Genomic DNA, 25,163 nt, shown 5'->3' on the forward strand with positions numbered 1-25,163 from the left:
GGGACCAGTCTGCCAGCCCTGCGCCGACGCGCTCGACGTGGCAGGGAAGCGTGACGGGCGGCTCAGTGGCGCGGCCCGAGCCGCGCGGCCGCGAGGTCCGCGGCCGCCCGGCGGTCGACCTTGCCGGGGCCGCGCAGCGGGAGGGCGGGGACGACGACGAGCTCCCGGGGCGCCGCCGGGCGCCCGAGGTGGGTGGTCACGTGGTCCCGGAGGTCGGTGAGGAGGGGGGCCGTCGCACCGGGGGAGAGGGTCGCGACCGCCGCGACCTCGGCGCCCCACCGCTCGCTCGGGAGGCCGACGACGCAGACCTCCGCGAGCCCGCCCCACCCGCCGAGAAGGCGTTCGACGGCGGCCGGGGCGACGTTCACGCCGCCGGTGACGACCACGTCGTCGGCGCGCCCGAGGACGCGCAGGTGAGGGCGCCCGTCGGTGACGGTGACCTCACCGAGGTCCTGGGTGCGCAACCACCGTGTCCCGTCGTCGACCACGAACGCCGCGGCGGTGGCGACGGGGTCGTCGACGTAGCCGTCGGCGAGGACGGGGCCGGCGATCTCCACCCGGCCGTCGCGGACCCGGACGTCGACGCCGTCGAGGGGGACCCCGTCGTAGACGCAGCCCCCGGCGGTCTCGGTCATCCCGTACGTGGTGACGACCCGGACGCCCGCGGCCCGGGCGGCGTCGAGGAGCGCGGAGGACGCGGCCGCGCCGCCGACGAGCACGGCGTCGAGCCGGCCCGCCGCGGCGAGACCGGCGCCGGTGCCCGTGGCAGCGTCGTCGAGGAGACGGTGCAGCTGTGTCGGGACCAGCGACGTGTAGGTGCGCCGCCCGGAGAGGCTCGCGCAGGCGGCGGCGAACGCGTCGGGCCGGAAGCCCTCCGCGAGGTCCACGACGACGGGCGTGGTCCCGGCGATCGCGCAGCGGGCGATCACCTGGAGTCCGGCGACGTGGGTGGTCGGGAGGGCGAGGACCCACCGACCGTGCCCGCCGAGGCGCGCGGCGGTGGCCTCGCCGGACGCGCGCAGGGCCTCGACGGGGAGCCGGACGTGACGAGCCTTCCCGGTGGAGCCGGAGGTGGGCAGCACGACGTGCGCCCCGGTGGTGACGTGACGACCGCCACGGAGGAGGGCCACGATCTCATCCGGTCCTGTGGGTGTGCCGCTCACCTCCCCAGGGTAGGGGCGTGCCTACAGTGATCGGGACACCGCCGCGGTCCGTCCGTGGTCCGAGCGCGTCCCGAGGAGAACCAGCCGTGCACCCCCGAACCCGTGGCCCGGTCGTCGGCCGCCCCCGCCCCCGACGCGGGGTCCGCCGAGCGGGCGCCCTCGTGCTCGTCCTCGCCCCGGCCCTGGTGCTCGGTGCGTGCTCCGGCGACCCCGACCCCGTGGTGACGCCCACCGAGACGGTGACCGCCGAGGCGCAGGCCGCCAAGGTCGCGCCGCCGGAACCGGTCGTGCCGCCCACGTGGGCGCTGACCGGCGTGCAGTCCGGCGAGATCGTCGACCGTCCCGCGCTGGCCGTCAAGGTGGAGAACTCCCGTGAGGCCCGCCCGCAGACGGGGCTGGAGCAGGCGGACGTCGTGTGGGAGGAGATCGTCGAGGGGGGAGTCACGCGGTACGTGGCGGTCTACCACTCGCAGCTCCCCGAGACGGTCGGGCCCATCCGCTCGGTGCGGCCCATGGACGCGGGGATCGCTGCCCCCCTCGGTGGGCTCGTCGTCTTCTCGGGCGGGACGCCGCCCTTCGTGCAGTCGGTGCGCGACGCCGGGCTGCAGGTGGTGAGCCACGACGAGGGGGCGTCGGGGTTCTACCGTGTCTCCGCCCGTCGTGCCCCGCACAACGTCTACGGCACCACCCAGACGTTCCTGTCGCAGGCCGAGGCGGGCCGTGCCACGCCAGGGGCGCAGTTCGTCTTCGCCCGGGACGCGGCGCGCTCGACGCCCGCTGTGGCGGGGAGCCCGGTCTCGGGCGTCGACATCTCGATGTCGTCGTACTCGAAGCCCTCCTGGTCGTGGGACGAGGCGACCGCCGCCTACCAGCGCAGCGAGAGCGGCACCCCGGCGGTGGCCGCGAGCGGGACGCGGCTGGCGGCGACGAACGTCGTGGTGCTGCGCGTCGAGCTCTACGACACGCAGTACACGGACCCGGCGGGCGCGCGGGTCCCGGAGACCCAGATGATCGGGTCGGGAGAGGCGCTGGTGCTCTCGGGCGGCAAGGGCGTGACCGTGTCGTGGAGCAAGCCCGACGCGGCGAGCCCGGTGGCGCTCACGGATGCGGCGGGGCAGCCCGTGAAGCTCGCGCCGGGCAACACGTGGGTGGAACTCGTACCGACGGGGTCGGGCTCGTACACGACCCGGTGACGCGCCCGCCCCGCCAGATCACACGAAGGTCACGGGGCGACCACGGCAAGGTAACGATCTGGGCGGGCTCGGGGTGAAAAGGGTCCCTGCCAGGACCGGCACGACGCGCCCTCCTCCGCAGGGCTGACCCGATGACGAGGGGCTCCACCCCAGGGGGGAGGCCGCGCACCGCCAGGACCCACCGCTGGCCCGACGTGCGGGACGGGCATGTCCAGGCACCCTGGAGGTATGGCAACAGTCATCCACCACAGCACCCCGGTCAGGCTCGTCGGCCCGGCCACCCCGCGCAGCGTGACCTCCCAGCAGGTCACGTCCTACGACGCCCAGGCCGAGCCCAGCCGCGCCGCGTCCGTCGTCCCCGTCCTCATCGCCTTCGGCGCGCTCGTCGCGCTCGCCCTCGGGGCGGCCGTCTTCGGCCGCGAGGTCGTCGAGCTCGTCGGAGGGCTCCTCGCCGGCGAGTGATCGGAGCCGCCCCCGGCCGAGCCCCGTCAGAAGTAGCGGGGGAAGGGCGACCAGTCGGGGTCCCGGCGCTCGAGGAACGCGTCACGCCCCTCGACGGCCTCGTCCGTCATGTACGCCAGACGGGTCGCCTCCCCGGCGAACACCTGCTGCCCCGCGAGACCGTCGTCGGCGAGGTTGAAGGCGAACTTGAGCATCCGGATCGCCTGCGGCGACTTGGTCGCGACGGTCCGGGCGTACTCGAGGGCGAGGTCCTCGAGGTCGGCGTGGTCCGCGACCTCGTTCACGGCGCCCCACTCGTAGGCGTCCTGCGCGGAGTACTCGCGGGCGAGGAAGAACACCTCGCGGGCGCGCTTCTGCCCCACCTGGCGGGCGAACAGCGCGGAGCCGTAGCCGCCGTCGAACGAGCCGACGTTCGCGTCGGTCTGCTTGAACCGGCCGTGCTCGCGCGACGCGATCGAGAGGTCCGCCACGACGTGCAGCGAGTGCCCTCCACCGGCGGCCCACCCGTTGACCACCGCCACCACCACCTTCGGCATGGTGCGGATGAGGCGCTGCACCTCGAGGATGTGCAGCCGGCCGGCCTGCGCGGGGTCGATCGCGTCGGCCGCCTGCCCCTCCGGAGCCGTCGGGTCGCCGGTCGTGTACCGGTACCCGTCGCGGCCGCGGATCCGCTGGTCCCCGCCCGAGCAGAACGCCCAGCCCCCGTCCTTGGCGCTGGGGCCGTTCCCCGTGAGGAGGACGGTCGCGACGTCCGACGTCATGCGCGCGTGGTCGAGGACGCGGTAGAGCTCGTCCACCGTGTGGGGCCGGAAGGCGTTGCGCACCTCCGGCCGGTCGAACGCGACGCGCACGACGGGCAGGTCGCGCTCCACCCCGTCGCCCGTGCGGTCCACGCCGCGGTGGTACGTGATGTCGGTGAGGTCCTCGAACCCGCTGACGGTGCGCCACCGGCGCGGGTCGAAGGTCTCGGACACGGTCTCGGGGAGGTCGCTCACCCCGCCAGCCTAGACGCGCGCCCCGCGTAACACTCCGGACACGTCGGAAACGCCGCCGCCACACGTCGTGGGTACCGTCAGCGGTGTGACCACGGCCCCACGCAGACAGTCCCGCGGGCTCGCCCGCCGGGACGCCATCACCTCCGCCGCTGCGGACCTCGTCCTCGAGCTCGGGCCCGGGGCCCTGACGCACCGGACCATCGCGACCCGGGCCGGAGTGCCGCTCGCCTCGACCACGTACTACTTCAGCTCGCTCGACGACCTCGTCGCCGAGGCGGGGGCGCTCCTCGCCGCACGCTGGTCCGCCCACGCGGTGACGGTCGCCACCGGCGTCGAGGGGCCCGTGCCCGTCGCCGACCAGGCGCGCCTGCTCGCTGCCGCCGTCCTCCCCGACGGTGACGAGCACGCGGTCCGCGGCCACTACGAGCACCTCGTCGCCGCCGGTCGGAGCGCGGCGCTCGCCGCCGCGTACGCCGACGCCCGCTCCTCGCTCGACGCGGTCGTCGGCGCCCTGGTGCGCACGCTGGGGCTCAGGGTCCCGGCCGAGCTCGTCGTCGCCGTCGTCGACGGGGCCGCCGTCACCGCGCTGAGCGAGGGGCACGACGTCCACGAGCGCGCACAGTCCCTCCTGCGCGCGGTCCTCGGCTCTCCCGTGCGGAGCGCCTAGGGTGGTCGGGTGCACGTCTACTCCAGCCCCCTGACCACGCGGTTCCGTGGCCTCGACTCCCGCGAGGGCGTGCTGCTGCGCGGCCCGGCCGGGTGGGGCGAGTTCTCGCCCTTCTGGGAGTACGACGACGCCGAGGCGCTCGCCTGGTGGCGGGCGGCGCGGGAGGCCTGCGACGACGGGTGGCCGCCGCCCGTGCGCACTCGTGTCCCCGTGAACGTCACCGTCCCCGCGACCACGCCCGAGCGGGCGCACGCGATCGTCACCGCATCGGGCGGGTGCACGACGGCGAAGGTCAAGGTCGCGGAGCGCGGCCAGGACGTGGGCGAGGAGATCGCCCGCCTCGAAGCTGTCCGTGATGCGCTGGGGTCCGCCGGACGCATCCGGGTGGACGCGAACGGCGCCTGGGACGTGCCCACCGCCCTCGACCGGCTGCGTCACCTCGACCGTGCTGCCGGGGGCCTCGAGTACGTCGAGCAGCCCTGCCCCGACGTCGCCGGCCTCGCCGCGGTGCGGCGTGCCACCCACGTGCCGGTGGCCGCCGACGAGTCGATCCGCCGCGCCGAGGACCCCTACGCGGTGGTCCGCGCCGAGGCCGCCGACGTCGTCGTCCTCAAGGTCCAGCCCCTCGGCGGCGTGCGGGCCTGCCTCGAGCTCGCCGAGCGGATCGGGCTGCCCGTCGTCGTGTCGTCCGCCCTCGAGAGCTCCGTGGGGCTCGCGGCCGGCGTCGCGCTCGCCGCGGCCCTGCCGGACCTGCCGCACGCGTGCGGTCTGGCGACGTCCCAGCTCCTCGCCCGCGACGTCGTCCCCGATCCCCTCCTGCCCGTCGACGGGCACCTCGAGGTCCGCCGACCGGAACCCGACGCGGACTCGCTCGCCGCGACGGACGCCGGCTCGGTGGATCCCGCCCGGGCCCAGGCGTGGCGCGACCGGGTGGCCCGCGTCGAGCGGCTCGCCGCCGAGGGAGCAGCATGACCGACACCCCGGCACCTGCGCTCCCGCCGTCGCTCGAGAACGCCCGCGAGCTCGTCCGGTCGCTCGTGACCCTCGGCGTGCGCGAGGTCGTCCTCGCTCCGGGGTCGCGCAGCGCACCGCTCGCCTACGCGCTCGCGCTCGCCGTCCGCGACGACGCCCGGCTGCGGCTCCACGTCCGCGTCGACGAGCGCGACGCGGGCTTCCTCGCCCTCGGCCTCGCCCGGGCAGGTCTCGACGGCGCCGGGGCGAGGCCGGGGCGGCCCGCGCCGCCGGTGGCGGTCGTCACGACGTCCGGGACGGCGGTGGTGAACCTCCACCCGGCCGTGCTCGAGGCCCACCACGCAGGCGTCCCGCTGCTGCTCCTCACCGCGGACCGCCCGCACGAGCTCCGCGGCACCGGGGCGAACCAGACCGCCGACCAGGTGGACGTCTTCGGCCACGCCGTGCGCCTCGCCGTCGACGTCCCCGCCCCGTCCGGCCGCGACGGGGAGCTGCGCGACCTGCGGGCCGTGGCCAGCCGCGCCGTCGCCGCGGCCTCCGGGACCCGCAGCGCGGACCCCGGGCCCGTGCACCTCAACCTCGCGTACCGCGACCCGCTCGCCCCCTCGGCCGACGGGCTGGCACGCTGGGTCGCCACGGACCGGTCGGGGCACGCCCCGGGAACGACGACCGGACTCGCCACCGTCGTCCCCGCAGCACCGCCCGGAGACGCCGTCGCACGCGATCGCGCCCCGGTGGTGACCACGGGTGCGCCGGCGGACGTCGTCGCCCTCGCCGATGAGCCCGCCACCGTCGTCGTCGCCGGCGACGGTGCGGGACGCACGGCCCGTGCGCTCGCCGAGGCGCGCGGCTGGCCGCTCCTCGCGGAGGCGTCGTCCGGTGCGGCCGGCGGCACCGCGCTCGTCGCCGCGCACCGGCTCGTCCTCGGGGTGCCGGAGGTGGCCGGCCGCGTCCGGCAGGTCGTCGTCCTGGGTCGACCCACCCTGTCCCGCCCGGTCCAGGCGCTCCTCGCTGCACCGGACGTGCGGGTCGTCGTCGTCGAACCGGCCCGGCCGCAGTGGGTCGACGCGTCGCGCACGGCCGACGTCGTCCTCACCGGCGTCCCCCGGGAGTGGCTCGACACGGACCCGGGCGCTGCGGGCGGGGCCTGGGCCGCGACCTGGGCGGCCGCCTCGCGAGCCGCCCGGGCCGCCGTCGACGAGCACCTCGCAGGGCGGTCTGCCCTCGACGGCCTCGCCGTCGCGTCCGCCGTCGTCGACGCCAGCACACCCGACGACGTCCTCGTCCTCGGGTCGAGCAACCCCGTCCGTGACCTCGACCTCGCAGCACGGTGGGCGGAGCCCCCCACCGTGGTCGCCAACCGCGGCCTCGCGGGCATCGACGGCACCGTGTCCACGGCGCTGGGGGTGGCGCTCGCCGTCTCCCGCGACGTGCCGGGCCGCACCACGCGGGCGCTGCTGGGCGACCTCACCTTCCTCCACGACGTCGGCGGACTGCTCCGGGGGCCCGGAGAGCCCCAGGCCAGGCTGCAGCTCGTCGTCGTCAACGACGACGGCGGGTCGATCTTCGCGACCCTCGAGCACGGGCGGCTCCCCGACCGCGAGCTCTTCGAGCGCGTGTTCGCCACCCCGCACGGCGCCGACCTCGCGCACCTGTGCGCCGGCTACGGCGTCCCCCACGAACGCGTGGACGACGCCCGGCGGCTGCACGACGTCCTGGCCCGCCCTGCCGACGGCGTGAGCGTCGTCGAGGTCCGCGTGGACCGCAGCACCAGGCACGACGGCGGGCTTCCCCTCGCGGACGCGGTGCGCGCCCGGGTGGCCGCTGCGCTCCGCGACGTGCCCTGACGGATTCGCAGGCAACGTCCAGGCAGGACCAAGGCCTGTCACAGACCGGCGGTGTTGAGTGGGGTCCAGCCGAAGGAGGGTGAACCCCGATGACCACACCGCACCACACCGGACCCGGACCGGTCCCGCGACCGCCCCAGGACGTCCCCACGACACAGCTGCCCCGCGTCGGGCACACGACGGGCCCGTGGTCCGCGACGACCGCGACCGCGGAGACCGCCGCACCCGTCACGACCGGCCCCCGGCGCCGCGGCGTGCTGCTTCCGGTGACCGCCACCGCGTTCACCGCCGCGCTCCTCGCGAGCCTGGGGACGGCGGCAGCGACCGGGGCGTTCGACACGACCGCCGACGGCGCGCAGGGGACCGCCGTGTCGTCGACCTTCGCCACCCTCGGGCAGGACGGGTCGACCGTCACCGTGCCCGTCGCCTCGTCCACGGTGACGAACCCCGACTGGCAGGCCGTCACGGACGCCGTCGCCCCCGCCGTCGTGTCCATCCAGGTGACCACGGACGCCGGCTCCGGGGTCGGGTCCGGCGTCGTCCTCTCGGACGACGGCCAGATCCTCACCAACAACCACGTCGTGGAGGGCGCCGTCGACGACACCGTCCAGGTGGTCCTCGCCGACGGGCGCGTGTACTCCGCGACCATCACGGGGCTGGACCCGTCGACGGACCTCGCGGTCGTGCAGCTCACGGACGCCCCCGACGACCTGGTGGCCGCCGTCTTCGGTGACTCCGACGCCGTCGAGGTCGGTGAGCCCGTCATGGCGATGGGCAACCCGCTGGGGCTGTCGAACACGGCGACCACGGGCATCGTGTCGGCGGTCGACCGCCCCGTCTCCACCGCCACGACGTCCGGCGACGCGCCCGTCGTGACGAACGCCGTGCAGATCGACGCCGCGATCAACCCGGGCAACAGCGGTGGTCCGCTCTTCAACGCGAGCGGCGAGGTCATCGGGATCTCGTCGTCCATCGCGACCATGTCGTCCGGGGCGTCGTCCCAGGGCGGCTCGATCGGACTCGGGTTCGCGATCCCCTCGAACCTCGCCACGAGCATCGGGGCCCAGCTCGTCGAGGACGGCACCGCGGAGCACGCGTTCCTCGGGGTGTCCCTCAGCGACGGCACCGGGACCGCGGACGGCACCACCCGTCAGGGGGCCGTCGTCGAGCAGGTGAGCGCCGGGTCCCCGGCCGCCGAGGCGGGCCTCGAGGAGGGCGACGTGGTCGTCGCGCTCGACGGGAAGGTCGTCACGGGTGCCGAGTCGCTCACCGGCTTCGTCCGTGCGCAGTCCGCCGACACCGAGGTGACGCTGACGATCACGCGGGACGACGAGGCCCTCGACGTCCCCGTGACCCTCGCGACCAAGGTCGAGGAGGCCACCTCGAACGAGGGATCCACCGACGACGGGTCGAGCGGCGGGTTCCCCGGCCGCAGCGGCTCGGACGACCCCGGCGCGATCCCCGACCTCGGCCAGCTGCTGCCCGGCCGCGGCTGACCCCACAGCTCCTCGCGCGGCGCTCCCCCCAGGTGCGGCGCGAGGGTCCCGACGGCCGACGCTCCTCCACCCCCGGGAGCGTCGGCCGTCGTCGTGCACCCGGCGGTCAGCCGAGGGCGTGGCGCATCGGTTCGAGCTTCGCCTCCGTCTCGGCGAGCTCCGCCTCCGGGTCGGAGGCGGCGACGACGCCGCAGCCGGCGAACAGCCGCAGCCGGTGCGGGTCCTCGGGGTCGAGGGCGGCCGAGCGCAGCGCGATGCCCCACTCGCCGTCCCCGTCACCACCGACCCATCCCACCGGGCCCGCGTACCGTGCCCGGTCCATGCCCTCGAGCTCGCGGATGGCGGCGCCCGCGGCCGCGGTGGGCGTCCCGCACACGGCGGCCGTCGGGTGGAGGGCGGCCGCCAGCGCGAGGCTCGACGGTGCACCGTCGGTCCCGGGGCACAGGACGCCGGTGACGTCGGTGGCGAGGTGGAGCACGTTGGGCAGGTGCAGCACGAAGGGCACCTCGGGCACGTTGAGCGACTGGCAGAACGGCTCGAGCGCCTGCGCGACGGACGCCACCGCGTACTCGTGCTCCTCGAGGTCCTTGGAGGAGTGCGCGAGGGCGGCCGCGCGGGCGAGGTCCGCCTCCTGGCCACCCGTGCGGCGGATGGTCCCGGCGAGCACGCGCGACGTGACGAGACCCTTCTCGCTGCGCACGAGGAGCTCCGGGGTGGCCCCGACGAGCCCGTCGACGCTGAACGTCCAGCACCCGGAGTACTCGTCGGCGAGGCGGCCGAGCACCCAGCGCAGGTCGAGCGGCTCGGTGGTCCGCGCGACGACGTCGCGGGCCATGACGACCTTCTCGAGGTCACCGCGCCGGATCCGGGCGACGGCTTCCTCGACGGCCGCCATCCAGGCGTCGTCCGCGACGGACCCCTGCGTGTAGGTGATCGTGCCGGGCGGCTCCGCAGGGCCGTCCGCGGTGTGTGCCGTGACGTCCTCCAGGGTGCGGTGCGCGGGCAGGGTCGCCACCGACCCGACGGTGCTCACCGTCGTCACCCACGCACGGCCGCCGCGGCGGCCCACCACCACGCGCGGCACCACGAGGACGCCGCCGGCCGCCGACCGGTCGTCGAACGCGAAGGACCCGAACGCGACGGGCCCCGACCCGGGCAGCCAGACCTCGTCACGGACGATCGCCCGCTCGCGCAGCGCCGCCCACGCCCTCTCCGCGTCGGCGAAACGGTCGGGTCCGGAGGTCTCCACGCGCGCCGCCTCGCCCCAGGCGACGAGGCCGTCCCCGCGCCGCACCCACGCGAGGGGCGCGTCCCGGGGGAGCAGCCGGACGAGGGCGCCCGGGTCCGCGTCGAGATCGTCGACGGCCGTGGTGCGGACCACGAGGGTGGCCGGTCCCGGCTGCGTCGTGCCGCGAGGGGGTGCGGCGTCGGGCTGCGTGCTCATGGCTCCCAAGCCTACGACCGGCAGCGGCAGCAGCGTGCCGCTGCTGGCCGGTCCTCGCTGTGACGTCGCGCGGCCCCCGGGTGAGAGCATGGAGCCATGTCACGAGCCAGCCTGGACAAGAAGCCCACCGAGGTCGCCTCGATGTTCGACGGCATCGCGCAGCGCTACGACCTCACGAACGACCTGGTGTCGCTCGGTCAGGACCGGCGGTGGCGCCGGGCGACGGTGCGTGCCGTGGGGGCGCGCCCGGGCGAGCGGGTCCTCGACCTCGCGGCCGGGACCGGGACGTCGAGCGAGCCGTTCGCGGACGCCGGCGCACGCGTGGTGCCGTGCGACTTCTCGTTCGGGATGCTCGCCGTCGGCAAGGAGCGCCGTCCGGACCTCGCGTTCACCGCGGGCGACGCCACGAGCCTGCCGTTCGCGGACGCGTCGTTCGACGCCGTGACCATCTCGTTCGGGCTGCGCAACGTCGTGGACACCGCCGCGGCCCTCACGGAGATGCGACGCGTGGTGCGCCCGGGCGGGCGCATCGTCGTGTGCGAGTTCTCCCAGCCCACGTGGGCACCGTTCCGCACCGTCTACTCGGAGTACCTCATGCGTGCGCTCCCGAGGGTCGCGGGCGCGGTGACCGGCGACGCGGGGTCGTACGAGTACCTCGCGGAGTCCATCCGCGCCTGGCCCGACCAGGAGGGCCTCGGGCGGCTCATGCTCGCCTCGGGCTGGCGGTCGGTGGGGTACCGCAACCTCACCGGCGGGATCGTGGCGCTGCACCGCGGCACCAACCCGTAGGCCAGCACCAGGCCCGGACGACGTCCCCGGCCCGGCGCGACGACGGCCGCCTCCCGTGCGGGAGGCGGCCGTCGTCGTGCGTGCCGGTACGTGTCAGCGGGCGGTCGTGCGTTCGCCCACCGTGGTCACAGGACCGTGCTGCGCGTCACCAGGACGCGTTGCGTGCGAGCTCCAGCGCCATGTCCTGCCACCACTGGCCCGCGCCGGGACCGCCGTTGCAGGCGCCGTCGCTCTCGCCGGGGAGCTTGACCCACAGGAGCGCGGCGAGGTTGGAGCCGTCCTCGACGAGGCGGGGCTGCTCGCCGAGGGCGCGCCCGCGGGGGTTGCACCACTCGCCGTTGGACCCGTTGCCGTTGCGCGAGGTGTCGATGACGTACGACGCGCCGCCGGTGAGCGCCGAGATCTGCTCGCCGTAGGCCTTCGAGTCGGCCGTGGTCTGGTAGTTCGACGTGTTCAGGGCGAAGCCCTCGGCGTGGGCGAACCCGACCTGGTTGAGCAGGTCGGCGGCCTTGGCGGGGGAGTGCCACCCGGAGTGCCCGATGTCGATGAACACGCGGCCGCCGGCCTCGGTGAGCTTCTGCGCGGCGTGCTTGAGGTATCCGACGCGGTCGCCCTGGCCGTCGCAGTCGCCGAGCATGGCGAGGCCGTCGGGCTCGAGGACGATGAGGGGCGAGCCCTGGATCCCGGAGGCCACGGTGTCGATCCACCGGGCGTACTCGCTGGTGGCGACGCCGCCGCCGGAGTGGTTGCCGCAGTCGCGCCCGGGGATGGCGTAGATCGCGAGCGACGTCGTCTGACCTGCCGCGAGGGCGCGGCCGGTGTGGTCGGAGACCATCTGGCGGGTCTCGTCGGCGCTCGCCCAGTCGCCGACCCACACGGTCTGCGGCGTGAGGGCGATCTTCTCGAGCAGCTGCTTGTCGGTGCCGGAGGCGGACGTCCAGGCGTCGTACGCCTGGGTGTCGGTGTCCACGTAGAGCCCGCCGGTGGGCGCCGGGTCCACGGGGCCGGGGTCGGTGGTCGGTTCCTCGGTGGGTTCCACGGTGGGCTCGGCGGTCGGCTCGTCGGTGGGGTCCGGCGTGGGCTCGGGGGTGGTGACCGACCCGGTGCACGGGGTTCCGTTGAGCGTGAAGGCCGTGGGGACGGTGTTCTGGGTGCCCCAGGTGCCGATGAAGCCGAAGCTCGTGCTGGCGTCGGTGCCGAGCGTGCCGTTGTAGGGGGCGTTGGTGACGGTGACCGCTGCGCCGGACTGGCTCGCGGTGCCGTTCCACAGCTGGTTGACCTGCTGGCCGTCGGCGAACGTCCAGCCGACGGTCCACGAGGTGACGGCGGGGCCGAGGTTCGTCACGGTGACGCTGCCCTGGTACTGGCCGCCCCACTGGCCGGAGACCACGTAGTCGACCTGGCACCCGGGGGCGGCGGTCGCGGACTGCGACGTCGCGATGCCGCCGATGCCGGCGAGGGCGACGGCGCCTGCCGAGAGCAAGGCGGTTCGCCTCGTTCTGTTGAGCATGGGAGTTCTCCACTCTGAGGTGTGTCGGTGTCGATCGTCGTGGGTCGGATCGTGCCACGCCAGGGGGAGGCGCGGCAGAGGCACGGGATCCCTGAAACCTTTCGCGACCAACGGGTCGCACTTGACGATCCGGACGTGTCAGGAGGGTCGGGACCTTCCGGGCACGGTGTCGATCGTCCGCGACCGATGTGTGCATGACGTGGAGGAGAGGTAGAGGCGCCGGGGAGGAGCGGTGGGTGGTCTCGGTGCGGCCGGGGAAGGCCGCAGGTCACGAAGCAAGGGATGCCTAAGCAGACAGGGTGGGTGTGCGTGGGTAGAGTGACGGAGATGTTTGTGACGGGGTTCACAAACTGGGGGGCTGTGGTGCGTGCACCACCGTCTCCGGTCGACGACGCGCAGCGCGACAGAGAGCGGAGAGATGAGACTCAGGGGCACGGATGACGCAGACGTCATCGTCGTGGGTGCGGGGCCGGCCGGCTCCGCCGCCGCCCACTACGCCGCCGCCGCCGGTCTCGACGTCCTCCTCCTCGAGAAGTCCTCCTTCCCGCGGGACAAGATCTGCGGCGACGGGCTGACGCCCCGCGCCGTCGCCGAGCTCGTCCGGATGGGCGTCCCCGTCCGCGAGGAGGACGGCTGGATCCGCAACATCGGTCTCCGCGCCGTCGCCGGCGGGCGCTCCTACGAGTTCCCCTGGCCCGAGCTCCGGTCCTACCCGTCCTACGGGCTCGCCCGCTCCCGCATGAACCTCGACCAGACCCTCGCCGAGCACGCCCGCAGCACCGGCGCCAAGCTCCTCGAGCGCACCTCGGTCACCGGGGCCGTCGTCGACGAGCGCACCGGCCGGGTCGCCGGGGTGACCGCCCGCCCCGTCGACGACCGCGGACGCCGTGCCGGCGACGAGGTCACGTACCGGGCCCCCGTCGTCATCGCCGCCGACGGGGTGTCCGCCCGCATCGCCACGTCCCTCGGCCTCGAGAAGGACCACCGGCGCCCCATGGGCGTCGCCGTCCGCACCTACTTCCGCAGCCCCCGCCACGACGACCCGTGGATGGAGTCCCAGCTCGAGCTCTGGGACGGCGCGCCCGGGAAGTCCGCCCTCCTGCCCGGCTACGGGTGGATCTTCGCCCTCGGCGACGGCACCGTGAACGTCGGCCTCGGCTCGGTGTCCTCCACCGCCGCCGCCACGAAGATCGACTACAAGGCCCTCTTCGCGCGCTGGATGGAGAACGTCCCCGAGGAGTGGGGCTTCACCCCCGAGAACCAGGTCGGACCCGTCCGCGGGGCCGCGCTGCCCATGGCCTTCAACCGCAAGCCCCTCTACCGCAGCGGCCTCATGCTCGTCGGCGACGCCGGCGGCATGGTCAGCCCCTTCAACGGCGAGGGCATCGCCTACGCGATGCAGGCGGGACGCACCGCGGCCGACGCCGTCGCCCAGGCCCGCGCCCGCACCACCGACCACGCCCGCGAGCGTGCCCTCGCCACCTACCCCGAGATCATGCGCCGCGACCTCGGCGGCTACTACACGCTCGGCCGGTACTTCGTGCGGCTCATCGAGCACCCGCAGGTCATGCGGATCTGCACCACCTACGGCCTGCCGCGCCCCCTCGTCATGAAGTTCGTCGTCAAGCTCCTGTCCGACTGCTACGAACCCCACGGTGGCGACGTCGTCGACCGCGTCATCGCGGGACTCTCCAGGATGGTGCCGTCAGCATGACAAATCCGTACGTCCCTCTCCTCGTCCTCATGGGCATCGCGATGGTGCTCGCCCTCGGCGGCGTCGCCGCGAGCGCCGTCATCGGGCCCAAGCGGTACAACCGGGCCAAGCTCGACGCGTACGAGTGCGGCATCGAGCCCACCCCGCACGCCCTGGGCGGGGGCCGCTTCCCCGTGAAGTACTACCTGGTCGCCATGACCTTCATCATCTTCGACATCGAGGTCGTGTTCCTCTACCCGTGGGCGGTGGACTTCGCGTACCTCGCGACCTTCGGGCTCGTGGCGATGCTCGCGTTCCTCCTGCTCATCACGGTGCCGTTCGTCTACGAGTGGCGTCGAGGTGGTTTCGAATGGGTGTGACGGTGGCGCGACCAGCCGACCGGACCGACCGGACCGACGAAAGGGACTGACACCATGGGGATCGAGGACGCTCCCTCAGGATTCCTCCTGACGACCGTCGAGGACCTGGCCGGGTACTTCCGCAAGGGCTCGCTGTGGCCCGTGACGTTCGGCCTCGCGTGCTGCGCCATCGAGATGATGGCGGCGGGCGCCAGCCGGTTCGACCTCTCCCGGTTCGGGATGGAGGTGTTCCGGGCGTCGCCGCGCCAGGCGGACCTCATGATCGTGGCCGGGCGGGTGAGCCAGAAGATGGCACCCGTCGTCCGCCAGGTCTACGACCAGATGGCCGAGCCCAAGTGGGTGCTCTCCATGGGCGTCTGCGCGTCCAGCGGCGGCATGTTCAACAACTACGCGATCGTCCAGGGCGTCGACCACATCGTGCCCGTGGACATCTACCTCCCCGGCTGCCCGCCCCGCCCGGAGATGCTCATCAACGCCATCCTCGAGCTGCACAAGCAGATCCAGGACGAGCCGCTGGGTGTCAACCGCGAGAACACCGCCCGCGAGGTCGAGCGCGCCGCGCTCGCGGCCACCCCGACCCACCAGATGAAGGGGCTCCTGCGGTGAGCGACGGCACGAGGACCGGGGGAGCTCCCGGGGACGACGCCAGGACCACCGGGCCGGGGCTCGACGGGCGGCAGGACGCCAGGGTCGACGTCACGCCGGGTGGCGACGTCGCGGCGACGCCCACGCCCGAGGAGGAGCGGCGTACCAGCCTGTTCAGCCCGGAGAGGCCGCTCGAGGTCGTCGAGGTGCGGACCGGCATGTTCGGGGTCCACGGGTCGGGGGACACGTCCGGGTACGGCGGTCTCACCCGCCAGGTGACGATGCCGCGCTCGAGCCCGCGCCCGTACGGCGGCTGGTACGACGACGCGGTGGACGTGCTCGCGGAGGTCCTCGACGAGGCCGGCGTCGCGTTCGACGCTGCCGTCGAGTCGGTCCTCGTCGACCCGCCTGCCGGGACGAGCAGCACCACGGAGCTCACGCTGCACGTGCGGCGCGAGCACCTCGTGGAGGTCTGCCGGGCGCTGCGCGACGACCAGGACCTGCGGTTCGAGCTGAGCCTGGGCGTCTCCGGCGTGCACTACCCGCACGACGAGGGCCGCGAGCTCCACGCCGTGTACCACCTGACGTCGGTGACCCACGGGCGGAGCCTGCGCGTCGAGGTCTCCGTGCCCGACGCGGACCCGCACATCCCCTCGACCACGACCGTCTACCCGACGAACGACTGGCACGAGCGCGAGACGTGGGACTTCTTCGGGATCGTCTTCGACGGGCACCCGGCGCTCGCGCGCATCGAGATGCCCGACGACTGGCCGGGCCACCCGCAGCGCAAGGACTACCCGCTCGGCGGGATCCCCGTGGAGTACAAGGGCGCCACGGTGCCCCCGGCCGACCAGAGGAGGTCGTACTCATGAGCCCCACGACGCAGGGTGCGCCGCACGCCACCCGGCCACCGCTCGACGAGCAGGGCGTCCCGTCGTTCGAGTCCTCCGGCGGGGACTGGGACGCGATCGCCGCGGAGGCGGTCGAGCTCGGCGAGGAACGCATCGTCGTGAACATGGGTCCGCAGCACCCGTCGACCCACGGGGTGCTGCGTCTCATGCTCGAGATCGACGGGGAGACGGTCACCGAGGCGCGGTGCGGCATCGGCTACCTGCACACGGGCATCGAGAAGAACATGGAGTTCCGCAGCTGGACGCAGGGCGTGACGTTCTGCACCCGCATGGACTACCTGGCGCCCTTCTTCCAGGAGGCCGGGTTCTGCCTCGGCGTCGAGCGGCTCCTCGGGGTGGCGGACGACGTCCCCGAGCGCGCCCAGGTGATCCGGGTGCTCCTCATGGAGCTCAACCGCGTCGCCTCCCACCTCGTGTGCCTCGGCACGGGTGGCAACGAGATGGGCGCCACGACGGTGATGACCGTCGCGTTCACGGCCCGCGAGGAGATCCTGCGGATCTTCGAGATGATCACCGGGCTGCGCATGAACCATGCGTTCATCCGGCCGGGCGGCGTGGCGCAGGACGTCCCGGCGGGCCTCACGGAGGAGTTCCGCCGCGTGGACGGCGAGGTCCGCAAGTACCTCACGCAGCTGTCCGACCTCATGCTCGCCAACCCGATCTTCCGCTCGCGCCTCGTGGGCACCGGGCACCTGAGCCTCGCCGGGTGCATGGCGCTCGGCATCACCGGACCGGTGCTGCGGTCCGCGGGCCTGCCCTACGACGCCCGCAAGGCGAAGCCGTACTGCGGCTACGAGACGTACGACTTCGACGTGCCGACGTCCACCGACGCCGACGCGTACTCGCGCGTCGTGCTCCGCCTCGAGGAGTGCTACCAGTCGCTGCGCATCGCGGCGCAGTGCGTGGAGCGCCTCGACGCGTCCGTCGGGGAGCCCGTCATGGTGGCGGACAAGAAGATCGCGTGGCCCGCGCAGCTGGCCATCGGGACGGACGGCATGGGCAACTCCCTCGACCACATCAGGGAGATCATGGGGACCTCGATGGAGTCGCTCATCCACCACTTCAAGCTCGTCACGGAGGGCTTCCGGGTCCCCGTGGGCCAGGTGTGGCAGTCCGTCGAGGCGCCGCGCGGCGAGCTCGGGGTGCACCTCGTGTCCGACGGCGGGACGCGCCCGTACCGGGCGCACTTCCGGGACCCGTCGTTCAACAACCTCCAGGCCGTGTCGCTCATGTGCGAGGGCGGGCAGGTGGCCGACGTCGTCGTCGCCGTCGCGTCCCTCGACCCCGTCCTCGGAGGAGTGGACCGATGACCGCAGGAACCCAGCCGACCGCCCCCGGCGGTCCGCGCCCGACGGGCACCCGGTACGACGCGGAGACCCTCGAGCGCCTCACCCGGGACGCCCGGGAGATCGTGTCCCGCTACCCGGACCCGCGCTCGTCGCTCCTGCCGATGCTGCACCTGGTGCAGTCGCAGGACGGGTACGTCTCGCGCGACGGGATCCTCTTCTGCGCGCAGATGCTCGCCATCACCCCGTCGGAGGTGTCGGCCGTCGCGACGTTCTACTCGCAGTACAAGCGTCGCCCCAACGGGCGGTACACGGTGGGCGTGTGCACCAACACGCTGTGCGCGATCATGGGCGGCGACGAGATCTTCGCCGAGCTCTCCGACCACCTGGGCATCGGGCACGACGAGACCACCGAGGACGGTGCGGTCACCCTCGAGCGGGTCGAGTGCAACGCGGCCTGCGACTACGCCCCGGTGATGATGGTCAACTGGGAGTTCTTCGACAACCAGACGCCGCAGAGCGCGACGGCCGTCGTCGACGACCTCCGCCTCGGCAAGGACGTCGTGCCCACCCGCGGAGCCCTGTCGGTGTGCGACTTCAAGGCGATGTCCCGCGTCCTCGCGGGCTTCCCCGACGGACGCGCCGACGAGGGCGTCGGTGCGGGCCCCGCCACGACGGAAGGGACCCGCCTGGCCCGTGAGAAGGGCTGGGAGGCACCGTCGAGCGCTGCGGACTCCGGCCCCGAGGAGTCGCCGACCGCCGACGCGGCAGGGTCCGGGGCCGAGGTCCCGCCCGCCACCGGCGGCGAGCAGTCGAGCGCCGAGCGCACGCCCACCACGGGGGCCGACTCGTCGAGCGACACCCCCACGAGCACCGACAAGCCCGACACCGCCCCGGTGCAGCCCGCCGACGAGCCCGTGTCCGAGCCGGAGGAGAAGAAGTGAGCACACCACTCGCACCGGTCCTCAGCGCCTTCTGGGACGCCGAGCGGTCCTGGACCCTCGACACGTACCTCGCCCACGGCGGGTACGAGGGCCTCCGCGTCGCCCTCTCGCAGGACCCCGCGACGGTCGTCCAGACCGTCAAGGACTCCGGCCTGCGCGGCCGCGGGGGCGCAGGGTTCCCCACGGGCATGAAGTGGGGCTTCCTGCCCGCGCCCGACGGCGGCCCGCGGTACCTCGTCGTCAACGCCGACGAGTCCGAGCCCGGGACGTGCAAGGACATCCCGCTCATGATGGCCTCGCCCCAGCTGCTCGTCGAGGGCGTCGCCATCACGTCGTACGCCATCGGGTGCAACCACGCGTTCATCTACGTCCGCGGCGAGGTGCTCCACGTCTACCGTCGCCTCCTGCGTGCGGTCGAGGAGGCGTACGCCGCCGGGTACCTCGGCAAGGACGTCCAGGGGTCGGGGTTCGACCTCGACGTCACCGTCCACGCCGGCGCCGGGGCCTACATCTGCGGCGAGGAGACGGCTCTCCTCGACTCCCTGGAGGGGTTGCGCGGCCAGCCGCGCCTCAAGCCACCGTTCCCCGCGGTCGCCGGCCTCTACGCCCGGCCCACCGTCGTGAACAACGTCGAGTCCGTGGCGTCCGTCCCGCAGATCGTCGCCCGCGGAGCCGAGTGGTTCACCTCCATGGGCACCGAGCGCTCGGCCGGCCACGGCCTGTTCTCGCTGTCCGGCCACGTGACCCGCCCCGGGCAGTACGAGGCCCCCCTGGGCATCACGCTCCGCGAGCTCCTCGACATGGCGGGCGGAGTGCGCGGCGGCCGCCGGCTGAAGTTCTGGACGCCCGGCGGATCGTCCACGCCGATCTTCACCGAGGAGCACCTCGACACGCCCCTCGACTACGAGTCCGTGGCGGCCGCCGGGTCGATGCTCGGCACCCGCGCCCTGCAGATCTTCGACGAGACCACGTCGGTGGTGCGCGCCGTGACCCGGTGGACGGAGTTCTACGCCCACGAGTCGTGCGGCAAGTGCACCCCCTGCCGCGAGGGCACCTACTGGCTCAAGCAGGTCCTGCGCCGCATCGAGGCCGGGCAGGGCACCCAGGGCGACATCGACACGCTGCTCGACACGTGCGACAACATCCTCGGCCGTGCGTTCTGCGCGCTCGGGGACGGCGCGACGTCGTGCATCACGTCCGCGGTGAAGTACTTCCGCGAGGAGTTCGAGGCCGGCATGCACACCCCCGCGAGCGAGCTGTTCCCGCCCGAGGCGTCGGCGCTCTTCGAGTACACACCCACCCAGCGCGAGCGGTCCGGGGCCCTCGCGGGCTCCGGCGCAGGAGGCCACTGATGAGCGACCCCACGGACGGTGTGACCTTCACGATCGACGGGGTCGAGACGACGGTGCCCAAGGGCACCCTCGTCATCCGCGCCGCCGAGGACCTCGGCATCCAGATCCCCAGGTTCTGCGACCACCCCCTCCTCGAGCCCGCCGGCGCGTGCCGCCAGTGCCTCGTGGACGTCTCCGCCCCCGACCGCGAGGGCAACGTCCGCCCCATGCCCAAGCCCCAGGCGTCGTGCACGCTCGAGGCCACGCCCGGCATGGTCGTGCGGACGCAGCACACGTCGGAGGTCGCGGACAAGGCGCAGCAGGGCGTCATGGAGCTCCTGCTCATCAACCACCCCCTCGACTGCCCGGTCTGCGACAAGGGCGGCGAGTGCCCCCTGCAGAACCAGGCGATGAGCAACGGGCGCCCGACCAGCCGGTTCGTCGACGTCAAGCGCACCTTCCCCAAGCCCATCGCGATCTCCACCGAGATCCTTCTCGACCGGGAACGCTGCGTCCTGTGCCAGCGGTGCACGCGCTTCTCCAAGCAGATCGCCGGCGACGCCTTCATCGACCTCCAGAAGCGCGGGGCGATGCAGCAGATCGGGCGGTTCGACCCCGAGGTCCTCGGTTTCGCCGACGACGCCGTGGCGCTCGACGCCGCGGGCCCCAGCCCCACAGGTGCCCCCGACCCGCTCGCCGTGTCGGACGTCCACGCGGGAGGACCGGTCACGTCGGGCATCGACGCCCCCGTGGGTGCCGCCGAGCCCGACGAGTCCGGCGCACCGTTCGCGTCGTACTTCTCCGGCAACACCGTGCAGATCTGCCCCGTCGGCGCGCTCACCGGCGCCGCCTACCGGTTCCGGTCGCGGCCCTTCGACCTCGTGAGCACCCCGGCCGTCGCCGAGCACGACTCGTCGGGCTCCGCCATCCGCGTCGACCACCGCCGGGGCACCGTCATGCGGCGCCTCGCGGGCGACGACCCGGCGGTCAACGAGGAGTGGATCACCGACAAGGACCGCTTCGCGTTCACCTGGCAGCGCGCCGCAGACCGCCTCACCACCCCCATGGTCCGCGAGCGCGGGGAGGACGGGTTCCGCGGTGAGCTGCGTCCCGCCAGCTGGCTCGAGGCCCTCGACGTCGCGGCCCGCGGCCTGCGCGCCGCAGCCACCGCCGACCGCCACTCCGACGGCGGCGTGGGTGTCCTCGCCGGGGGCCGGCTCACCATCGAGGACGCCTACGCGTACGGCAAGCTCGCCCGCGTCGCGCTCGGCACCAACGACGTCGACCACCGGGCCCGCGTCCACTCCGCGGAGGAGGAGGCGTTCCTCGGGCACGCCGTCGCCGGGACCGGCATGGGCGTGACCTTCGGCGACATCGAGCACGCGAGCGTCGTGCTCCTCGTCGGGCTCGAGCCCGAGGAGGAGGCCGGCGTCGTGTTCCTCCGCCTCCGCAAGGGTGCCCTCGAGCACGGCCTGCGCGCCTTCTCGGTGGCCCCCTACGCGACACGAGGGCTGCAGCGTCTCGGGGAGCACGGCGGCACGCTCGTCGCGGCCGCACCGGGCACCGAGGCCGAGGTGCTCGACGCTGTGGGCAGCGAGGACGAGCTCGCCGACCTCGCCGACGCCCTCACCTCCGCCGACCCCGGGCGCGCGGTCGTCCTCGTCGGCGAGCGCCTCGCTGGCGTGCACGGTGCGTACTCCGCCGCGCTGCGGCTCGCGGAGCGCACCGGCGCCCGGGTCGCATGGGTGCCCCGCCGCGCGGGTGAGCGTGGAGGGGTCGAGACGGGCACGCTCCCGACGCTGCTCCCCGGGGGCCGACCGGTCGCCGACGCCGCGGCCCGAGTCGACATGGCGGCCGTGTGGGGCGTCGAGTCGCTCCCGCAGGCTCCCGGCAGGGACACCGCGGGCATCCTCGAGGCGTTGTCCTCCGGGCAGCTGCGCGGCGTCGTCGTCGGCGGGCTCGAGCTCGCCGACCTCCCCGACCCCGTCGGGGCCCGCGCCGCCCTGGAGGTCGCGGACGTCGTCGTGTCCCTCGAGGTCCGCGAGAGCGACGTGACGGCCCTGGCCGACGTCGTCCTGCCCGTGGCGCCGCCGTCGGAGAAGGCCGGGGCGTACTGGAGCTGGGAGGGGCGCGTGCGGCCCTTCGGCCAGGCCCTGGAGTCGACCGCGATGGCGGACCACCGGGTCATCGACGCCCTCGCGGACGCCCTGGGTGTGGACCTCGGGCTCGGGACGCTCGACGCCGTCCGGGCCGAGATCGACCAGCTCGACCGGTGGGACGGCGAGCGCGTCCCCGCGCCGCAGGTCGAGCCGCTCGAGCCGCCGCGCATCGCGCCCGGACAGGCGGTCCTCGCCGGGTGGCGGATGCTCCTCGACTGCGGGAGCCTCCAGGACGGCGAGGCCTTCCTCGCCGGGACCGCCAAGCGACCCGTCGCCCGCGTCTCCTCCGGCACGGCGGGCACCGTCCTCGGTGCCGACGGTCGTGCGCTGCGCGACGGCGACCTGCTCTCGGTCTCCACCGAGCAGGGGACCGTGACGCTCCCGGTGGTCCTCACCGCGATGCCCGACCACGTGGTGTGGCTCCCGCTCAACTCCCCGGGCTCGACGGTGCACCGGACCCTCGGTGCCGCGCCGGGCGACCTCGTCCGGCTCGCCGCCGGGGTCGTCAGCCCGTCCGCCGACGTCGTCGAAGGGCAGGACGCGTGATGGTCGACTTCTCGAACGACACGATCTGGACGTACGTCGTCAAGGCCGTGCTCATCATCGTCTTCCTCCTCACCAGCGTGCTCGTCGCCATCTGGTTCGAGCGCAAGGTCGTGGCCCGGATGCAGGTGCGGCCCGGACCCAACGTCCACGGGCCGTTCGGTCTGCTGCAGTCCCTCGCCGACGCGATGAAGCTGCTCCTCAAGGAGGACATCACCGTCCGGGCGGCCGACAAGTTCGTCTACCTGCTGGCCCCCATGATCTCGGTGTTCTGCTCGCTGCTCGTCTTCGCGGTCATCCCGCTGGGACCGCAGGTGACCATCCCGTTCACGGACATCTCCACCCCCGCGCAGCTCACCGACTTCCCCGTCGCGGTCCTCTACATCCTCGCCTGCGCGTCTCTCGGGGTGTACGGCATCGTCCTCGGCGGGTGGGCGTCGGGCTCCACGTACCCCCTGCTCGGTGCGGTGCGCTCCACGGCCCAGGTCATCAGCTACGAGCTGGCCATGGGGCTGTCCCTCGTGAGCGTGTTCATCATGGTCGGCTCGATGTCCACGAGCGAGATCGTGGCTCATCAGCAGGACTACTGGCTCATGCTGCCGCTGCTCCCGGCGTTCGTCATCTACGTCATCTCGATGATCGGCGAGACCAACCGCCTGCCGTTCGACCTCCCGGAGGCCGAGGGCGAGCTCGTGTCCGGGTACATGACCGAGTACTCGTCGATGAAGTTCGCGTGGTTCTTCCTCGCGGAGTACATCAACATGATCAACGTCTCCGCGATCGCGACCACGCTGTTCCTCGGCGGGTGGCGAGCCCCGTGGCCGCTGTCGGCGGTCGGCGACGGCATGCTCAACGAGGGCTGGTGGCCGATCCTGTGGTTCCTCGCGAAGATGTGGGGCTTCATGTTCCTCTTCGTGTGGATCCGAGGCACCCTGCTGCGCCTGCGCTACGACCAGTTCATGAAGTTCGGCTGGAAGGTCCTCATCCCCTTCGCGCTCGGGTGGATCGTGTGCGTCGCGGTGGTCCGCGGCGTCCGCGAGTTCCAGGGCTGGGACCTGCAGGCCGTCGGCATCGCGATCTTCGTGGTCGCCGCGGTGACGCTCCTCGTCGTCCAGCTGATCCCCGAGCGCACGCCCGAGCCCACCGCACCGCCGGAGCCGGAGGCGTTCGACGCCTTCGCCGGCGGCTACCCCGTCCCGCCGCTGCCCGGCCAGCGGCTCCCGGCGTCCCCGCGTGCGGGGCGCCCCGCACGCGCCGGCATCGGTGCCGCACCGGCACCCGACGAGCCCACCGCACACGCAGGCAAGGAGGCCCACGATGAGTGAAGATCCGACGCCGTACGAGCCGCTCGTCGAACCACCGACGGGCATCAAGGGGCTCTTCGCCCCCGTCGCCGGGTTCGGGGTGACGTTCTCGTCGATGTTCCGCCCGACGGTCACCGAGCAGTACCCGTTCGAGAAGGTCCCCACCAAGCCCCGCTACCACGGGCGCCACCAGCTCAACCGGTACGCGGACGGGCTCGAGAAGTGCATCGGGTGCGAGCTGTGCGCGTGGGCGTGCCCCGCCGACGCCATCTACGTCGAGGGCGCGGACAACGCCGACCTCCCCGACGGTGGCCACATGTCGCCGGGGGAGCGGTACGGGCGGGTCTACCAGATCAACTACCTGCGCTGCATCTTCTGCGGGCTGTGCATCGAGGCGTGCCCGACGCGGGCCCTGACGATGACGAACGAGTACGAGCTCGCGGGCCCCACCAGGGAGGGTCTCATCTGGGAGAAGGAGGACCTCCTGGCGCCGATGCGCGAGGGGATGCTCGCCGCACCGCACCCCATGGTGCCCGGCACGGAGGACACCCAGTACTACCGGGGCGAGGTGAGCGGCGCCGTCGCCGAGCAGGTCGAGTGGGTGGCGTCGCACCGCCCCGAGGACCCGACGCTCCGCGGTGCCACCGCACCCGCGGCGCAGGCGGGCACCACCGACGGGACGGTCGCCTGATGGCCAGCGGAGCGGAGGCCGTCCTCTTCTGGTGCCTCGCGCCGCTCATGGTGATCGCGGCCCTCGGGCTCGTCCTGGCCCGCAAGGCCGTGCACGCGACGCTGTGCGTCGTGTTCGTCATGGTGTGCCTCGCGGTCCTCTACGTCGCCCAGGAGGCGCCGTTCCTCGGCATCGTCCAGGTGGTCGTGTACACGGGCGCCGTGATGATGCTCTTCCTCTTCGTCATCATGCTCGTGGGCGTCGACGCCTCCGACTCCCTCGTGGAGACCATCCGCGGGCAGCGCCTGGTGGGATGGCTCCTCGGCCTCGGCCTCGGCGCCGTGCTCGTCGGTGTCCTCGGCCGGGTGGCGTTCCCCGAGGGCGTCGGCCTCGAGGTCGCGAACGAGGTGACCAACCCGGTCGGGCTCGCCCGCATCCTCCTCAGCGACTTCGTGTTCGCCCTCGAGATCGTCGGCATCCTCCTCGTCACCGCGGCCATCGCGGCACTGACCCTCACGCACAAGCAGCGGCTCACGGCCCGCGTGGGACAGAAGGAGATGGCCGACGCCCGCGTCGCCGGCGGTGGCTCCCTCACCCCGCTCCCGGCACCCGGCGTCTACGCGCAGCGCAACGCCATGGACGTCCCCGCGCTCGACGCCCAGGGCAGGCCCCTCGAGTCGTCGGTGTCCCGCGTCCTGCGGGTCCGCGGACAGGAGCGCAGCGCGCCCGTCGACCCGCAGATCCGCCGGCTCGACGACCCGGGACCGGCAGGTCCGGCCGTCGACCCGCCCGCACGCACCACCGAGGAGGAGAGCTGAC

At 73.7% G+C, this 25,163-nt stretch carries 22 protein-coding genes; 18 read left to right on the plus strand and 4 right to left on the minus strand.

Annotated features, from left to right (window positions below; genetic code table 11):
• Positions 1–62: 62 nt before the first annotated feature.
• Positions 63–1,163, minus strand: a complete 1,101-nt coding sequence (menE, locus tag JAV76_RS02840; protein ID WP_198732514.1) for an o-succinylbenzoate--CoA ligase — start codon at positions 1,161–1,163, stop codon at positions 63–65.
• An 86-nt stretch (positions 1,164–1,249) separates the two neighbouring features.
• Here menE and JAV76_RS02845 point away from each other — a divergent pair, with 86 nt between their 5' ends.
• Together JAV76_RS02845 and JAV76_RS02850 are read left to right on the plus strand one after the other, a co-directional pair.
• On the plus strand, positions 1,250–2,356 hold the full coding sequence (locus JAV76_RS02845) for a DUF3048 domain-containing protein (protein ID WP_307843956.1): 1,107 nt from the start codon (positions 1,250–1,252) through the stop codon (positions 2,354–2,356).
• 228 nt (positions 2,357–2,584) lie between these two features.
• Positions 2,585–2,818 carry a hypothetical protein gene (locus JAV76_RS02850; RefSeq protein WP_198732515.1) on the plus strand — a complete coding sequence of 78 codons (234 nt, stop codon included), beginning with the start codon at positions 2,585–2,587 and terminating at the stop codon, positions 2,816–2,818.
• A 26-nt stretch (positions 2,819–2,844) separates the two neighbouring features.
• On the opposite strand, the gene JAV76_RS02855 is transcribed toward JAV76_RS02850, so the two are convergent.
• Positions 2,845–3,813, minus strand: a complete 969-nt coding sequence (locus JAV76_RS02855) for a 1,4-dihydroxy-2-naphthoyl-CoA synthase (RefSeq protein WP_198732516.1) — start codon at positions 3,811–3,813, stop codon at positions 2,845–2,847.
• A gap of 85 nt (positions 3,814–3,898) precedes the next feature.
• On the opposite strand from JAV76_RS02855, the gene JAV76_RS02860 reads away from it, so the two are divergent.
• The 4 genes from JAV76_RS02860 to JAV76_RS02875 all read left to right on the plus strand — a co-directional run bounded on the left by JAV76_RS02860 (position 3,899) and on the right by JAV76_RS02875 (position 8,795).
• Positions 3,899–4,480 carry a TetR/AcrR family transcriptional regulator gene (locus tag JAV76_RS02860; protein ID WP_198732517.1) on the plus strand — a complete coding sequence of 194 codons (582 nt, stop codon included), beginning with the start codon at positions 3,899–3,901 and terminating at the stop codon, positions 4,478–4,480.
• A gap of 9 nt (positions 4,481–4,489) precedes the next feature.
• Complete coding sequence (locus tag JAV76_RS02865) at positions 4,490–5,452, plus strand: o-succinylbenzoate synthase (RefSeq protein WP_198732518.1); 963 nt, start codon at positions 4,490–4,492, stop codon at positions 5,450–5,452.
• Positions 5,449–7,299 carry a 2-succinyl-5-enolpyruvyl-6-hydroxy-3-cyclohexene-1-carboxylic-acid synthase gene (menD, locus tag JAV76_RS02870; protein ID WP_198732519.1) on the plus strand — a complete coding sequence of 617 codons (1,851 nt, stop codon included), beginning with the start codon at positions 5,449–5,451 and terminating at the stop codon, positions 7,297–7,299. Before JAV76_RS02865 ends, menD begins: the two co-directional genes overlap by 4 nt.
• An 89-nt stretch (positions 7,300–7,388) precedes the next feature.
• A complete protein-coding gene (locus JAV76_RS02875) occupies positions 7,389–8,795 on the plus strand; it encodes a S1C family serine protease (RefSeq protein ID WP_198732520.1) in 1,407 nt (468 codons plus the stop codon).
• A 106-nt stretch (positions 8,796–8,901) separates the two neighbouring features.
• Here JAV76_RS02875 and JAV76_RS02880 read toward each other — a convergent pair whose 3' ends face one another.
• Positions 8,902–10,239: an isochorismate synthase gene (locus JAV76_RS02880; RefSeq protein ID WP_198732521.1), complete on the minus strand. Its 1,338-nt coding sequence runs from the start codon at positions 10,237–10,239 to the stop codon at positions 8,902–8,904.
• Between the two features lie 96 nt (positions 10,240–10,335).
• Here JAV76_RS02880 and JAV76_RS02885 point away from each other — a divergent pair, with 96 nt between their 5' ends.
• The gene (locus JAV76_RS02885) at positions 10,336–11,028 is read left to right on the plus strand and encodes a demethylmenaquinone methyltransferase (RefSeq protein WP_198732522.1); all 693 of its coding nucleotides are present in this window, start codon (positions 10,336–10,338) and stop codon (positions 11,026–11,028) included.
• 145 nt (positions 11,029–11,173) lie between these two features.
• Here the strand turns inward: JAV76_RS02885 and JAV76_RS02890 are convergent, their stop codons facing one another.
• Positions 11,174–12,538 (minus strand): glycoside hydrolase family 6 protein, encoded by a 1,365-nt coding sequence (locus tag JAV76_RS02890; RefSeq protein ID WP_198732523.1) that lies wholly within the window; start codon positions 12,536–12,538, stop codon positions 11,174–11,176.
• Between the two features lie 418 nt (positions 12,539–12,956).
• On the opposite strand from JAV76_RS02890, the gene JAV76_RS02895 reads away from it, so the two are divergent.
• The 11 genes from JAV76_RS02895 to JAV76_RS02945 are packed head-to-tail and all read left to right on the plus strand — an operon-like array spanning position 12,957 to position 25,162.
• The gene (locus JAV76_RS02895) at positions 12,957–14,252 is read left to right on the plus strand and encodes a geranylgeranyl reductase family protein (RefSeq protein WP_198732524.1); all 1,296 of its coding nucleotides are present in this window, start codon (positions 12,957–12,959) and stop codon (positions 14,250–14,252) included.
• Positions 14,249–14,611, plus strand: coding sequence for an NADH-quinone oxidoreductase subunit A (locus JAV76_RS02900; protein ID WP_198732525.1), 363 nt, complete (start codon positions 14,249–14,251; stop codon positions 14,609–14,611). The genes JAV76_RS02895 and JAV76_RS02900 overlap by 4 nt, the downstream gene beginning before the upstream one ends.
• 54 nt (positions 14,612–14,665) lie before the next feature.
• Complete coding sequence (locus tag JAV76_RS02905; RefSeq protein WP_198732526.1) at positions 14,666–15,217, plus strand: NuoB/complex I 20 kDa subunit family protein; 552 nt, start codon at positions 14,666–14,668, stop codon at positions 15,215–15,217.
• Positions 15,214–16,068: an NADH-quinone oxidoreductase subunit C gene (locus JAV76_RS02910; RefSeq protein WP_198732527.1), complete on the plus strand. Its 855-nt coding sequence runs from the start codon at positions 15,214–15,216 to the stop codon at positions 16,066–16,068. Before JAV76_RS02905 ends, JAV76_RS02910 begins: the two co-directional genes overlap by 4 nt.
• The gene (locus JAV76_RS02915; RefSeq protein WP_198732528.1) at positions 16,065–17,417 is read left to right on the plus strand and encodes an NADH-quinone oxidoreductase subunit D; all 1,353 of its coding nucleotides are present in this window, start codon (positions 16,065–16,067) and stop codon (positions 17,415–17,417) included. Before JAV76_RS02910 ends, JAV76_RS02915 begins: the two co-directional genes overlap by 4 nt.
• Positions 17,414–18,337 carry an NADH-quinone oxidoreductase subunit NuoE gene (nuoE, locus tag JAV76_RS02920; RefSeq protein ID WP_198732529.1) on the plus strand — a complete coding sequence of 308 codons (924 nt, stop codon included), beginning with the start codon at positions 17,414–17,416 and terminating at the stop codon, positions 18,335–18,337. Before JAV76_RS02915 ends, nuoE begins: the two co-directional genes overlap by 4 nt.
• Positions 18,334–19,689 (plus strand): NADH-quinone oxidoreductase subunit NuoF, encoded by a 1,356-nt coding sequence (gene nuoF, locus JAV76_RS02925; RefSeq protein WP_198732530.1) that lies wholly within the window; start codon positions 18,334–18,336, stop codon positions 19,687–19,689. The genes nuoE and nuoF overlap by 4 nt, the downstream gene beginning before the upstream one ends.
• The gene (locus JAV76_RS02930; RefSeq protein ID WP_198732531.1) at positions 19,689–22,373 is read left to right on the plus strand and encodes an NADH-quinone oxidoreductase subunit G; all 2,685 of its coding nucleotides are present in this window, start codon (positions 19,689–19,691) and stop codon (positions 22,371–22,373) included. Before nuoF ends, JAV76_RS02930 begins: the two co-directional genes overlap by 1 nt.
• Complete coding sequence (nuoH, locus tag JAV76_RS02935) at positions 22,373–23,695, plus strand: NADH-quinone oxidoreductase subunit NuoH (RefSeq protein ID WP_198732532.1); 1,323 nt, start codon at positions 22,373–22,375, stop codon at positions 23,693–23,695. Before JAV76_RS02930 ends, nuoH begins: the two co-directional genes overlap by 1 nt.
• Positions 23,688–24,365: an NADH-quinone oxidoreductase subunit NuoI gene (nuoI, locus tag JAV76_RS02940; RefSeq protein WP_198732533.1), complete on the plus strand. Its 678-nt coding sequence runs from the start codon at positions 23,688–23,690 to the stop codon at positions 24,363–24,365. Before nuoH ends, nuoI begins: the two co-directional genes overlap by 8 nt.
• Complete coding sequence (locus JAV76_RS02945) at positions 24,365–25,162, plus strand: NADH-quinone oxidoreductase subunit J (protein WP_198732534.1); 798 nt, start codon at positions 24,365–24,367, stop codon at positions 25,160–25,162. The genes nuoI and JAV76_RS02945 overlap by 1 nt, the downstream gene beginning before the upstream one ends.
• Position 25,163: the final 1 nt, after the last annotated feature.

The sequence above is a fragment of the Sanguibacter suaedae genome (assembly GCF_016342785.1).
GTDB lineage: Bacteria > Actinomycetota > Actinomycetes > Actinomycetales > Cellulomonadaceae > Sanguibacter > Sanguibacter suaedae.

Coding starts and splice junctions, on each gene's coding strand:
- JAV76_RS02850 (WP_198732515.1), top strand. CDS start 2,585: ATGGCAACAGTCATCCACCACAGCACCCCGGTCAGGCTCGTCGGCCCG.
- JAV76_RS02895 (WP_198732524.1), top strand. CDS start 12,957: ATGAGACTCAGGGGCACGGATGACGCAGACGTCATCGTCGTGGGTGCG.
- nuoH (WP_198732532.1), top strand. CDS start 22,373: ATGGTCGACTTCTCGAACGACACGATCTGGACGTACGTCGTCAAGGCC.
- JAV76_RS02890 (WP_198732523.1), bottom strand. CDS start 12,538: ATGCTCAACAGAACGAGGCGAACCGCCTTGCTCTCGGCAGGCGCCGTC.
- JAV76_RS02880 (WP_198732521.1), bottom strand. CDS start 10,239: ATGAGCACGCAGCCCGACGCCGCACCCCCTCGCGGCACGACGCAGCCG.
- menD (WP_198732519.1), top strand. CDS start 5,449: ATGACCGACACCCCGGCACCTGCGCTCCCGCCGTCGCTCGAGAACGCC.
- nuoE (WP_198732529.1), top strand. CDS start 17,414: ATGACCGCAGGAACCCAGCCGACCGCCCCCGGCGGTCCGCGCCCGACG.
- JAV76_RS02875 (WP_198732520.1), top strand. CDS start 7,389: ATGACCACACCGCACCACACCGGACCCGGACCGGTCCCGCGACCGCCC.
- JAV76_RS02930 (WP_198732531.1), top strand. CDS start 19,689: ATGAGCGACCCCACGGACGGTGTGACCTTCACGATCGACGGGGTCGAG.
- JAV76_RS02885 (WP_198732522.1), top strand. CDS start 10,336: ATGTCACGAGCCAGCCTGGACAAGAAGCCCACCGAGGTCGCCTCGATG.
- JAV76_RS02900 (WP_198732525.1), top strand. CDS start 14,249: ATGACAAATCCGTACGTCCCTCTCCTCGTCCTCATGGGCATCGCGATG.
- JAV76_RS02945 (WP_198732534.1), top strand. CDS start 24,365: ATGGCCAGCGGAGCGGAGGCCGTCCTCTTCTGGTGCCTCGCGCCGCTC.
- JAV76_RS02915 (WP_198732528.1), top strand. CDS start 16,065: ATGAGCCCCACGACGCAGGGTGCGCCGCACGCCACCCGGCCACCGCTC.
- JAV76_RS02905 (WP_198732526.1), top strand. CDS start 14,666: ATGGGGATCGAGGACGCTCCCTCAGGATTCCTCCTGACGACCGTCGAG.
- nuoI (WP_198732533.1), top strand. CDS start 23,688: ATGAGTGAAGATCCGACGCCGTACGAGCCGCTCGTCGAACCACCGACG.